The sequence below is a fragment of the Bacillus sp. C28GYM-DRY-1 genome, from assembly GCF_030519405.1.
GTDB classification, from domain to species: domain Bacteria; phylum Bacillota; class Bacilli; order Bacillales; family Bacillaceae; genus Bacillus; species Bacillus spizizenii_A.
Map to the genome: position 1 here is coordinate 54,232 of NZ_JAUMKF010000017.1, position 11,884 is coordinate 66,115.

Sequence of the window (11,884 nt, forward strand, 5' to 3'; positions counted from 1 at the left end):
AAAGAGACATGAAACAACGTCTCTTTTTTCGTGCGGTTTGACGAAAATTTGATAACACAAGGAGAAAAAATGAAAGCATATGATTTTACACAGGGGAACGTGCTGAAACAGCTTGTGCTGTTTTCAACACCTATTATGCTCGGAAACGCCTTGCAGGTTTCCTTTCAATTGATAGACAGTTTGTGGATCGGCAATTTATTGGGGGCAAAGGCTCTAGGGGCAGCTGCGGTATCAAGCACGATTGTTTTAACAGTACTGTCTTTTATTTTGGGTCTTAACAATGCGACGTTAACCATTTTGTCACAGCAAAAGGGTAAAGACGATGAAAAAGGAATGAAGTCGTATATTAACGCTTTTGTCGTTTTATTAACAGGCCTAAGCATCGGATTCGGCGCGGCCGGTTTTTTTCTGTCAGAGCACTTGCTTCGTCTTCTGAAAACACCGGAGTCAATGATACCGCTTGCTGAGACCTATTTACAGATTCAATTTATCGGCATTTTATTTTTATTTGGTTATAACTTTATCAGTACTGTGCTTCGGGCGCTCGGCGACAGCAAGACACCTCTCCGGTTTATCGCGTTTGCCGTTGTGCTGAATACAGTGTTGGCACCGCTTTTTATTTCTGTGTTCCGCATGGGAATAGCGGGAGCTGCTTATTCGACGATTTTGTCACAGGGCATTGCATTTCTGTATGGATTGTACTATGTCATCAAACATAAGCTCGTGCCGTTCTCTATACCGCGAGTGCCCAAGTGGGAAGAGTCCGCGCTGATTTTGAAACTCGGAATTCCAGCCGGTTTGCAGATGATGGTGATTACAGGCGGAATGATGGCGATTATGAGTGTTGTGAACTCATACGGGGAGCATGTGGTATCGGGCTTCGGCGCGGTGCAGCGGCTCGACAGTATCATCACGCTTCCAGCAATGGCTGCCGGTACGGCGGTCAACAGTATGGCAGGGCAAAATATCGGAATCGGAAACGATAAAAGAGTGGGAACGATTGCAAGGCTAGGTGTGATGGCTGTTATTTCTTGCATGCTGGTGATTGCTGTTATGATTTGGGTATTTGGTAAATACCTCATGAGGTTATTTATCAGCGAGCCAGATGCGGTTGCGTTTGGTGAACAATATTTGCGGTGGATCGCGTTTTTCTATCCTTTTATTGGGATTAACTTCGTCCTGAACGGAATCGTCAGAGCTTCGGGAGCGATGCTGCAGGTTCTGGTTTTAAATTTGATTTCGTTTTGGGTTTTGAGATATCCTTTTACAGCTCTATGTTCAGCTTGGCTTGGACAGAAAGGGATCGGGCTCGGAATTGGAATGAGTTTTGTATTAAGCAGCTGTGCGGCGTTTTTGTATTACTAATACGGCCGCTGGAAAACAATGAAACTGTTCACTGGAAAATAAGTGAGGCGCTGCGAAAAGCACATACCCATATATAGCGGTATGTGCTTTTTTTCATCGTTTTTTATCAAGTTTGCTGAAGAGCTCGATTAATGTAGCGAGTTCAGCATCACTGTAGCAGTCAAAACGTTTAAAGAAATATTCCGTTTTTTTCTCGTTGAAATGCTGAAGGACTTTTTCGCCCGCTTCAGTGATATGAATGCGGATGATGCGTCTGTCTTCCTTCGATCTGATTCGCGTAATCCATTCTTTTTCTACCAGCGCATCGGTTACAGCCGTAATGTGGCTTGCCGATACCTCTAAAATAGGCGCGAATTCGGTGACTTTTTTAGGCCCTTGTTCACTGAGGATCCGCAGAATGGTGAATTCATTCCGTGACAGCTCTTTATCTAGAATCTCATTGATTTCATTGCGTATTTGTTTAAAGACTTTACGGAGTAAAGTTTCCATATCGTACATCATCTGTGTTCTTACTTTCAAATTTGTGAACCTCCATTACATAAGCATATTGCTTTAAAACTTATAGATTTTATTGGGAAGCAGAATCATTTTCATTCTATTTTTACATGCTATAATATAATAATACCACGTATGAACAAAGGAGGCACCAGTATGTCTGAAAAAAAAGAAATCGCCACATTTGCAGGAGGCTGTTTTTGGTGTATGGTTAAGCCTTTTGACGAACAGCCGGGAATTGAAAAAGTGGTGTCTGGGTATACAGGCGGCCATACTGAAAACCCTACGTATGAAGAGGTGTGCAGTGAAACGACAGGACATCGTGAAGCCGTTCAAATCACGTTTAATCCTGATGTGTTCCCTTATGAAAAACTGCTTGAATTATTTTGGCAGCAAATTGACCCGACAGATGCCGGCGGCCAGTTTGCCGATCGCGGCAGTTCCTACCGTGCAGCCATTTTTTATCATAATGATACACAAAAGGTGCTTGCGGAAGCTTCCAAGCAGCGCCTGGCGGAAAGCGGAATATTTAAAGATCCGATTGTAACGGATATCTTAAAAGCTGAACCTTTCTATGAAGCGGAGGGCTATCATCAGCATTTTTATAAAAAAAATCCAGGACATTATCAGCGCTACCGGACAGGTTCTGGACGTGCCGGATTTATCAGCGAGCATTGGGGGGCGAAATAAATGGCGAACAATAAAGAAGAAAAAATTCAGTCACTAAACCGCATGCAATATGAGGTGACGCAAAATAACGGCACGGAGCCGCCGTTTCAAAATGAATATTGGAATCATAAGGAAGAAGGGCTGTATGTTGACATTGTGTCAGGCAAGCCGTTGTTTACATCCAAGGATAAATTTGATTCCCACTGCGGCTGGCCAAGCTTTACAAAGCCGGTTGAAGAAGAAGAAGTGGAAGAAAAACTAGACACGAGCCACGGCATGATTCGCACAGAAGTGAGAAGCCGTACTGCGGATTCTCATCTTGGCCATGTATTTAATGATGGGCCGGGGCCAAGCGGGCTTCGTTACTGCATAAATTCAGCGGCGCTGCGGTTTGTGCCGAAAGATAAGCTGAAAGAAGAAGGATACGAAAGCTATCTGAAATTCTTTAATAAATAAAACACAAAAAACAGGCCTGCCTATTGGATAGACAGGCTTGTTTTTATGCCTTTTTTTCTTGATGCAATTCTTCAATAATCTTGGCAATTCTGTCTTTTGTAATGAGAGGAGCTTGATCTGATTGATACCCAGGCAAATTGACTTTGCGAAAAACTGGATGTTTTTCTGGCTCCGGAAGGATTGCATAAAGATTGCCCCATTCATAGAGTGATTCAACTTCATGAGGGGATGTTAATTCTTCGTGAAGCTTTTCACCTGGACGTTTGCCGACTTCTACTGCAGCCGGCCGCGGGAGCCCGTGCTGCGATGCATATTCTTCAAACCCATGAATCAGTTCTTCAAGTTTCAATGATTCCATTTTAAAAATAAAGGTCTCTCCGCCTTTTGTAATAGCAGCTGATTGCAATGTCAGTGTAGCCGCATCGTCTATTGACATAAAAAATCTGGTCATGTTCTTGTCTGTGATGGTCAGCGGTTCACCCTCCATCATTTGTTCAAATAAAATAGGGATGACCGAACCCCTTGAGCCGAGAACATTTCCGAAGCGGACCGAACAAAACACGGTTCCTCTGTTTTGAACATGGCGGTTTGCTTGATGAAACAGCTTTTCAGATAACAGCTTGGTGGCACCCATTGTGTTCACAGGAGATACAGCTTTATCTGTACTGATATGAATAACCTGCTGTACTCGGTGTAAAAGGGCAGCCTCAACCACATTCTGTCCGCCGATGAGATTGGTCTGGATCGCTTCAAATGGATGGTCTTCACAGGTCGGAACCTGTTTCAGCGCAGCAGCGTGAAAGACGATGTCGACGTCTTCCATCACCTGATTCACCCTTCTATAATCGCGCACATCTCCGAGTACAAATAAAAGCCGCTTATCCTCCGCATATTTTTGGCTCATCATATACTGTTTACTGTCGTCTTTGCTGAATACAATCACCTGTTTCGGAGTAAGCAGCAAAAGGCGTTTGACAATTTGACTCCCGATTGAACCCGTCCCGCCAGTGACTAAAACTGTTTTGTTATGGAAAAATGGTTTTAGTTCTGCTGTTTGCTGTTTAGGCATGGCTTATCCTCCAACTCTCGTTTCTCTACCATGCATCATATGTTCAACTTTTTAATCGAGTTAATGAAAGCAACCAGTAAATCAAAATTTAGGGGAATGATCAGGTCACAAAGTGTTCTTCTTTGAAAAAAATGGAAAATAGACGAATGGAAAAACTAAATGAATAATGTACTAAATATTCATTATAATTTATTTCGCGCCGTAAAAGGAAACCTGACAGATTTATCACATCCCTCGTACGTGCAGTAGTTTACGAATCAAAAACACTATAAAAAAGGTTCATTTCCTCACAATTAAATACCTTTATATATTAAATAATGCTGCTAAACACTGCGGCAGGTTTATTGCTTAACCTGACAGCAATCTCGGTGCCGATCATCATGTGAAAGCGGAACATCATTTTAAAGTAACAGCGCAAATCGAGACAAATCCTGTCGCTTTAGGAAAGGGGCAGGTTGTCGACCGTGCGACAGGAGAACATTTGACAGCATATAGAAGGACTGACGATCTTTTATGCACCAAACGGCAAAGGGTACCTCATGGCCTCAAGTCAGGGAAGTAACAGCTATGCAATGTATGAACGGCAGGGAAGCAATTGCAATGTAGCAAACTTTGACCATTACAAATGGCAAAAAGAAAGATGGTAAAAGTGTACGGACCCTTTCGGGATTTTGGTACAGGACGGCGAAACTATCAACAATGGACAAGCTGTCAACCAAAACTTCAAATTTGGCATGGAAACAGTTTGCACAGCATCTTGGCGGGAGACTTGATCTTTATAAACAGGTGAATTTGAGGAAGCTGAAGGACCGTTCTGATGGCTAGAAAAAATCGTTCATAGAAATGAACGATTTTTTAAGAAAGCGCCAAATGAATCGCCTTTAGTTTTTCAGGAAGCTCATCATACGTATTTGCGGGTACGGTCTCTTTGTAATTGGATGCTGCTACTTTATATCGTTCTTCAGGATGGTTGATATAGAAAGCGGCTTTTTCCTTAAAGTCGTTGATACTGTGATAAGAAATAAAGGATGAAAAAGGATGAGCCGCGGGTAAATCTGTTAATTGAAATGCTTCGCACGCAGCGATATCAAACGTTCGGTTATTGAAGCTGGCATTTTTGATGGGGATATTATTTTTGTTGAAAGCAAAATGATAAGGCCGATGCGCATTGATCACAATGTCAGCCCCGTTATAATAATGAACGGCGTGTTCGGGTGGAATCCATGTGCTGACGACATTGATATGCGGCTGCTTGAGCACTTTTTTAGGCAGATACTTTCTCCATTCCTTTCCGATTACTCGAACCGTGAAAGGCAGATGTACCGCTTCTTTCATAAGCTGAACCCGATTAGGGTAAGGATAGCCAATGATAAGCAGATTTGAATGGAAGGATTGTTCGGTGTCCATTTTTTTAAACAGCCGATGATTAACTGGAATCGGAACATAATAGACGTGCTGGAAGCCAAGCTCCCGATAATAGAGAGCGGCATTTTGTTCTATCGTTAATATGGCGTCAGCATGTTTAATCACCTGAAGACTGATATCAATATAAAATGGGTCTTCGGTCAGCCAAACATACACGGGAATATCCTTACCCTTTAACCAGGTCAGCCAGTCGTGAGGAACGCGGTCTCCAACCATCATAAGTGCGAAGTCCGGCTGAAATGTTTCGATCTTCACCAGAGCCTCTGCTTCCAGAGTATCTGCTGACATATACTCTGTATGAGTACACCGAAAACATTCTTCAGCCCAGCGATCAAAATAACTGTATATTCCTCCGTATCCCGACTGGATATACAAGACTTTCATCAGATGTTATGAAAAGAACGTAACGCTTTCTACTTTGTTTACATCAATTAATGTTGTAGCTTGGCCCGCAGGAGTGACAGTGCTTTCTTGTGTTACAAAGACGATGCCTATTTCCTGATTGAAATTGATAAATATGGCAGGGCCGATCATGTCACCTGAATCAGTTACAATACTGATCCTAGTACCCGGTGCGATTCTCTCGAAAATCCATTCTGCTGGCGAATCAGGTGAAGTATTCGAATTCGTATTTAAATCAAGCGCGGATCCCAAAATAGTGTTAAGTGAAATATCCAAGTTATCTCCTCCTAAAGTTGAATTTGTTAATAAAGGGTTTAAAAGGGCCCTGATTAACTCCCTTTTTAATTGCGTGTTTCCACTATTCATTAAAAACACCTCCTAATAATAGTGAACTCAAATTAATCATATTCTACTAACCGGTATTTGGTATGAGGCGAACGCCAAACTTTTTTTATATTTAAGAAAAGTGCTGATTTTTTCAATGAACAGACATTATCTATACCGCAATTGACAGTTCAATCATACTGTGAAAAGTATAGGAGGGATTGTTGTTTGGAGTCTCAATATCAAGTAAACAAAGATGAAAATGGAAACGAATTGCATTTTATTCTACTTTTATTGATTTTGCTTATCTGTCACCCAGTTTCTGAAGAAAATGATTCTGATCTCAGACGTCAACTCATATTTGCGAAAGAGCTTAGTGTGCCGATTCCAAAAGTGAACCTAATAAATGGAGGTACGCTTCAAAATGTCATTGTAAAAGAAGTCCTGACAGACTTGGTGATTTTTCAAAATCCGTTAAATAACCTGAGGTCAAATGTTGCACTCTCGAGTATTGTAAGCTGGGGTGCTTTTTAATGAAGACAGAGGCTCTGCTTGCTGCGGAGCCGTTTTATATGTCAGACGTTAAGGGGATGTATAGATGGGAGAGAAAGTGTCCATTGTTTTAACGAGTTACAACAAACCTGCTTATCTGCAAAAGGCGATTGAAAGCGTCATGAATCAAACACATGACAATTGGGAGCTTTTTGTCATGGATGATCATTCTAATGAAGAAACAACTGCAGTAATTCACAAGTATCTTCATGACCCTCGCATTCGTTATGAAAACAGTTTCGTAAAACCTGAAGAACGAATAAAAACAACCCGCTACGCCACGCTAATTAACAGCGCGCTCCCATTTGCTGAGGGAGACTACATTTCCTATCTCACCGATGACACTGTTTATCATCCTGAGCGCTTGAGCCGTATGGTGCAGACGTTTTCACATAAGCCTGAGGCACTGGCTGTCTATTCAAGACAAAAAGTTATACATGTAAACGAAAGAGGAGAGGAAATTTCACATTTCTATAGGAATGCCGATGCAGTGCTAGATCAGGCTGCTTTCCAAGTCGATCATTGCTCAGTTATGCATCGTCGTTCGTTACTTGATCGTATACTTCATAAATATGGAAGCTACTGGGACGATGACATGAAGCATTGGAATCATGGTGACTCAATTTTTTGGACCAGAATCAACAACTTTGCGCCGTTTTTGCCGATAAATGAAGTATTAGATACAACCTATAAAACCCCCAATTCATTTCAAAATGCATATCAGTCTCTGCCCGCTGATTTGATTGACGGATCTTTTGTAAAAGGTTCAGATCAAAACGTGTATTTTATTGATCAGGGTCTTAGGCGTCCTGTCGGGGATAGGTGGGGTTCTTTGTATCTAAATCGGACTGTGACCGTTCCAGATCCGTATTTATTCCAATATAGAATCGGAAAAATGTTAAATATACCGAATTACATTTTAGTAAAGGAAGCTGGACATCCTGCGATATTTTATATCGAAGACGGAAAAAAAAGACGGATTATGGGTCAGTATGCTTTTCGGTTTTATCAATTTAAAAGAAAAGACATATTGACAATTGGAAAAGAAGAATTAGAGGCGCTGCCGGAAGGGCTGCCAATTACGCGGGAGCGATCTAGTTTGATCGAAAATCCGCCTAATCGAAGGCTTTTTCTCATAGAACGCAAGTCGTTTTTGTTTCTACACGGCGTCTTACACCCAATTAGTGAACAAGTAGTAAGGAAATTTTTTTTGCATCAAAAGCCAATCTCCGCTTCTTTCCGAAATATCCATAAATTTTCAATTGGAAAGCCGTTTTATCCAGTGTACGATGAGATTATAAAGAAGTTGAATATTGCAATTGAGTAACTGCATAGGTTCATAAAAAGGAGACGTTCATGACAGGACATTATTCAAAAACGGAACACCAATATATATTGTTAACGTCTGAATCGGCATTGTTTGATCATTACAGAATATATAGAGATCCAAAGCTTCCGCAAATTTTTTCTCATAACTTTGTACAGCTCCATGATACGTTTCCATTGGATCGGTTACTGGATTTTTTGCCCTCCGTACCAAAGCTACTTGCTGCGAATTATCTCCATTTAAAAGCGTCACCGCAGCATGTTTTTCCGCTTGGTTTGAAGCAATCGCTTGTCAAAAGCGGGTTTGTTGTCGAGGATGAGCTGTTGTACGACATGAAACTTAGTGATTGGAAAGGGCAGATAGGGCATCCGTTAACGGCATGGGGGACGGCAAAAAGTCTCAGTGATGGATCTTCTATCATGAAAATTTATGATTCCATTTATATTGGGGAAGCGATTGCAGAACAAAAATTAAAAAGAAAATATCCCTTTTATGAAGCGGGTACGATTATTCTTGTTGTTTGTTATAGCGACGCTTCACAGAAGGTTCCCATTGGGTGTGGAGAGCTATTCATCCATCCGCAAGAAAAAACGGCTAAAATCGAAGAAGTTGCCATTTTGGATCAGTTTCAAAGGAAGGGCTATGGCAGTATCTTAGTGAAAGAAATGTTGTCCATCGCGAAATCGCTAGGAATGGAAGCAATCTATTTAGTGGCCACAAGCACTGAGGGTGCAACCCATTTTTACGAAAAGCTGACGTTTAAAAAATATGAGCGGATGCACACTGTTTTTCATTATTTCCTTACATGAAATAGGCGTTTGCACAAACCATTTGGGACTTGGCCCGCATATTATGCCGTATATCGTGATAAGAAAGGATGAAAACAGCATGCATGGATACTCTGGATACGGTTACGGATCTGGCTGCGGGACAAATACGTTTGTATTGATTGTTGTCTTGTTTATTTTATTAATTATTGTCGGAGCTGCTTTTATTCACTAATGTTGAAATTCAAAAGAGCCTTTCCATCAGAAGGCTCTTTTTTGTGTGAAAAGTTTTTGCGTGGAACGTCATGCCGCAATTTGGACACTCATATAATATGTCAAAAGGGTTTTTTGAGGTGGGAGCATGAGCAGTTATTTAATTAAGCCGGACCTTAGTTCGGCCTATCCGGTTGTCAGTTATGCGAAGGGTTCATATGTTTATGATCAGACCGGAAAAAGATATCTTGACGGCTCATCAGGTGCAGTGACATGTAATATCGGCCACGGGGTTCGTGATGTGACTGAGAAGCTGAAAGACCAGCTTGATCAAGTGTCTTTTGCTTATCGCTCACAGTTTACGAGCGAGCCTGCCGAGCAATTAGCCGCCCTCTTGGCGCAAGAGCTTCCGGGAGATGTGAATTGGTCTTTTTTTGTCAACAGCGGATCAGAAGCGATAGAAACAGCTATGAAAATCGCCATTCAGTATTGGCAGGAAAAAAAGCAAACACAAAAATCCATCTTTTTGTCTCGGTGGAGCAGTTACCACGGAATAACTTTGGGAGCGCTTTCATTATCTGGTTTTTATGAAAGGAGATACCGATTCACCCATCTCATTGAGCGATATCCTGTTATTTCAGCTCCTCATGTGTATCGGCGGAATCATGGGACGGAAGAAGACTTTGTTCAGACTGCCGCTGATGAACTGGAGACTGCGATCAAAAGAATCGGAAGCCAATTTATCGCCGGCTTTGTGGCTGAGCCTATTATTGGTGCAGCAGGAGCAGCGATTACTCCGCCTCCGGGATATTATGAGAGATTAAGTGAGGTATGCCGCACACACGAAGTGCTCTTTATTGCAGACGAAGTGATGACAGGGCTTGGAAGAACGGGAAGGATGCTCGCGACAGAGCATTGGCACACCGTTCCTGATATTGCTGTACTGGGAAAGGGTCTCGGTGCCGGGTATGCGCCTATTGCCGCTGCCGTTGTATCTGATTCTATTATTCAAACGATAAAACAAGGCTCAGGTGTGATTATGAGCGGCCACACATATAGTGCACATCCCTATTCAGCCAAAGCCGCTCTTGAAGTTTTGCGGTATGTGGTAAAGCATGGCTTGATCAAGCAATCAGAGAAAAAGGGGGCTGTACTGAAAAAGAAGCTTGTTGAGACAGCGTCTCAAAGCGAGGTTATTGGCGATGTGCGCGGAAAAGGACTGCTATTAGGAGTTGAATTTGTAGCAGACAAGAATACGAAACAAGTTTTTTCTCAAGAGAAGGCGGTTACTCAGCACATGATCAGAGAGGCGAAAAAACGCGGGCTGATTGTTTATCCTGCTAAAACGGGAATAGACAGCGGGGAAGGAGATGCAGTTATTATTGCTCCTCCATTTACCATTTCAGACAGTGAAATTGAAGAGCTCATTTCAAATTTTTCGGAAACAGTTGGAGCGGTCGAAAAAATACTGAAAAAGGATTGAAATCAAATGGCGCCATTTCAAAAAACAATCAGCATCGAAACAGCAATTGCAGATGTTCAGGACGGGGCGGTCCTGATGTTTGGCGGCTTTGGGGGAGTCGGGACGCCTCCTTCATTAATTGAAGCTATATTGGACTGCGGTGTAACGGATTTAACCGTCATCTGCAATGATGCCGGGTTCCCGGAAATAGGGGTCGGCCCGCTTATTGTCAATCAACGAGTCAAAACCCTGATCGCATCGCATATCGGTTCCAATCCTGTAGCCGGAAAACAGATGACAGACGGGACGTTAGAGGTTCAATTTTCACCCCAGGGAACGCTTGCGGAACGGATTCGTGCCGGCGGTTCGGGAATCGGTGGCATTTTGACCGACGTCGGCATTGATAATCAAATGGTCTGTGAGAAAAAGGACATCGTGTCTGTGGCTGGAAAGCGGTATTTGGTTGAAGAGGCGCTGACGGCTGAATTTGCTTTCGTCAATGCGCACATTGCTGATGAATTCGGCAACTTAACGTACGACAAAACAGCGCGCAATATGAATCCGCTTATGGCAATGGCTGCCAGGAGAACCTTTGCCGAAGCTGAGCGGATCGTCCCGATAGGAGAGATACCTGAAGAAATGATTGTCACACCGGGGGTTTTTGTCGAGGGGGTTGTGAGAAGCGAAGGAGTGAAGTGGAAATGGGCTTGGGAGTAGCAGAGAGAGAACAGATCGCAAAACGGGCCGCTTCTGAAATCAAGCCGGGTATGATTGTGAATCTCGGTATCGGCATCCCATCTTTAGTGTCGAACTTTTTGCCGCCTGACATGCAGGTCATGCTGCAGGCGGAAAATGGTGTACTCGGCATTGGTGAAAGCCCTGAAAAGGGGGAAGAGGATGAATATTTATGCAACGCCGCGGGGTATCCTGTCCGCGCTGTAAAAGGGGCGTCATACTTTGATACAACGATGTCATTTGCGATGATCAGAAGAGGCAAAATTGACATAACGATTTTAGGTGCCCTGCAGGTGAGTCAGTCAGGCGATTTGGCAAATTGGCTTGTCCCGGGAAAAAAGGTGCCGGGCATGGGCGGTGCGATGGAACTGGCCCAAAAAGCGAAAAAAGTGGTTGTCGTCATGAGTCATACAGATCAAAAGGGAAGGCCTAAATTAACCGAAACATGCACGCTTCCATTAACCGCAGCAGGCTGTGTAGATATGATCATTACTGAAAAAGCCGTTCTTGAGGTCGATGGCCGACATTTCATTTTAAAAGAGCTGATGAATGGTTCGACAATCGACGAGGTGACGAGGCTGACTGAAGCTGAAATCAAAATAGATATGCCTTTTTCTTAAAAG

At 42.8% G+C, this 11,884-nt stretch carries 14 protein-coding genes and 2 pseudogenes; 12 read left to right on the forward strand and 4 right to left on the reverse strand.

Annotated features, from left to right (window positions below; translation table 11 throughout):
- Nucleotides 1–69 precede the first annotated feature (69 nt).
- Nucleotides 70–1,365, forward strand: coding sequence for an MATE family efflux transporter (locus Q3W56_RS15590; RefSeq protein WP_302896114.1), 1,296 nt, complete (start codon nucleotides 70–72; stop codon nucleotides 1,363–1,365).
- A 93-nt stretch (nucleotides 1,366–1,458) separates the two neighbouring features.
- On the opposite strand, the gene Q3W56_RS15595 is transcribed toward Q3W56_RS15590, so the two are convergent.
- Nucleotides 1,459–1,884 (reverse strand): MarR family transcriptional regulator, encoded by a 426-nt coding sequence (locus Q3W56_RS15595; RefSeq protein ID WP_302896115.1) that lies wholly within the window; start codon nucleotides 1,882–1,884, stop codon nucleotides 1,459–1,461.
- A 132-nt stretch (nucleotides 1,885–2,016) separates the two neighbouring features.
- Here Q3W56_RS15595 and msrA point away from each other — a divergent pair, with 132 nt between their 5' ends.
- Together msrA and msrB are read left to right on the forward strand one after the other, a co-directional pair.
- A complete protein-coding gene (gene msrA, locus Q3W56_RS15600) occupies nucleotides 2,017–2,550 on the forward strand; it encodes a peptide-methionine (S)-S-oxide reductase MsrA (RefSeq protein WP_019714691.1) in 534 nt (177 codons plus the stop codon).
- A complete protein-coding gene (msrB, locus tag Q3W56_RS15605; RefSeq protein WP_019714690.1) occupies nucleotides 2,551–2,985 on the forward strand; it encodes a peptide-methionine (R)-S-oxide reductase MsrB in 435 nt (144 codons plus the stop codon). It begins immediately after the preceding gene.
- Nucleotides 2,986–3,028: 43 nt separating this feature from the next.
- On the opposite strand, the gene Q3W56_RS15610 is transcribed toward msrB, so the two are convergent.
- Nucleotides 3,029–4,054: an SDR family NAD(P)-dependent oxidoreductase gene (locus Q3W56_RS15610; protein ID WP_302896116.1), complete on the reverse strand. Its 1,026-nt coding sequence runs from the start codon at nucleotides 4,052–4,054 to the stop codon at nucleotides 3,029–3,031.
- A 439-nt stretch (nucleotides 4,055–4,493) separates the two neighbouring features.
- Between Q3W56_RS15610 and Q3W56_RS15615 the strand changes: the two are divergent.
- Nucleotides 4,494–4,879: pseudogene (locus Q3W56_RS15615) on the forward strand (phytase); the annotation flags it as partial.
- A 30-nt stretch (nucleotides 4,880–4,909) separates the two neighbouring features.
- Here the strand turns inward: Q3W56_RS15615 and Q3W56_RS15620 are convergent.
- Both Q3W56_RS15620 and Q3W56_RS15625 read right to left on the reverse strand, forming a co-directional pair.
- Nucleotides 4,910–5,863, reverse strand: a complete 954-nt coding sequence (locus Q3W56_RS15620) for a spore maturation protein CgeB (protein ID WP_302896117.1) — start codon at nucleotides 5,861–5,863, stop codon at nucleotides 4,910–4,912.
- Nucleotides 5,864–5,869: 6 nt separating this feature from the next.
- Nucleotides 5,870–6,247, reverse strand: a complete 378-nt coding sequence (locus tag Q3W56_RS15625; RefSeq protein ID WP_302896118.1) for a protein CgeA — start codon at nucleotides 6,245–6,247, stop codon at nucleotides 5,870–5,872.
- A 186-nt stretch (nucleotides 6,248–6,433) separates the two neighbouring features.
- On the opposite strand from Q3W56_RS15625, the gene cgeC reads away from it, so the two are divergent.
- The 8 genes and pseudogenes from cgeC (at nucleotide 6,434) to Q3W56_RS15660 (ending at nucleotide 11,881) form a co-directional block, all read left to right on the forward strand.
- Entirely contained in the window at nucleotides 6,434–6,739 is a 306-nt protein-coding gene (cgeC, locus tag Q3W56_RS15630; protein ID WP_019714685.1) for a spore maturation protein CgeC, read from the forward strand.
- Nucleotides 6,740–6,803: 64 nt separating this feature from the next.
- A complete protein-coding gene (locus Q3W56_RS15635) occupies nucleotides 6,804–8,084 on the forward strand; it encodes a spore maturation glycosyltransferase CgeD (RefSeq protein WP_302896119.1) in 1,281 nt (426 codons plus the stop codon).
- A gap of 29 nt (nucleotides 8,085–8,113) precedes the next feature.
- Complete coding sequence (locus tag Q3W56_RS15640; protein WP_302896120.1) at nucleotides 8,114–8,893, forward strand: spore maturation N-acetyltransferase CgeE; 780 nt, start codon at nucleotides 8,114–8,116, stop codon at nucleotides 8,891–8,893.
- A 43-nt stretch (nucleotides 8,894–8,936) separates the two neighbouring features.
- A complete protein-coding gene (locus Q3W56_RS21200; protein WP_395940369.1) occupies nucleotides 8,937–9,086 on the forward strand; it encodes a YjcZ family sporulation protein in 150 nt (49 codons plus the stop codon).
- 49 nt (nucleotides 9,087–9,135) lie between these two features.
- Nucleotides 9,136–9,232, forward strand: a pseudogene (locus Q3W56_RS21205) (hypothetical protein); the annotation flags it as partial.
- Nucleotides 9,213–10,547, forward strand: coding sequence for an aspartate aminotransferase family protein (locus tag Q3W56_RS15650; protein ID WP_302896121.1), 1,335 nt, complete (start codon nucleotides 9,213–9,215; stop codon nucleotides 10,545–10,547). The pseudogene Q3W56_RS21205 and the gene Q3W56_RS15650, both read left to right, overlap by 20 nt.
- 6 nt (nucleotides 10,548–10,553) lie before the next feature.
- Nucleotides 10,554–11,243 (forward strand): CoA transferase subunit A, encoded by a 690-nt coding sequence (locus tag Q3W56_RS15655; protein ID WP_302896122.1) that lies wholly within the window; start codon nucleotides 10,554–10,556, stop codon nucleotides 11,241–11,243.
- Complete coding sequence (locus Q3W56_RS15660) at nucleotides 11,228–11,881, forward strand: 3-oxoacid CoA-transferase subunit B (protein WP_302896123.1); 654 nt, start codon at nucleotides 11,228–11,230, stop codon at nucleotides 11,879–11,881. The genes Q3W56_RS15655 and Q3W56_RS15660 overlap by 16 nt, the downstream gene beginning before the upstream one ends.
- Nucleotides 11,882–11,884 lie beyond the last annotated feature (3 nt).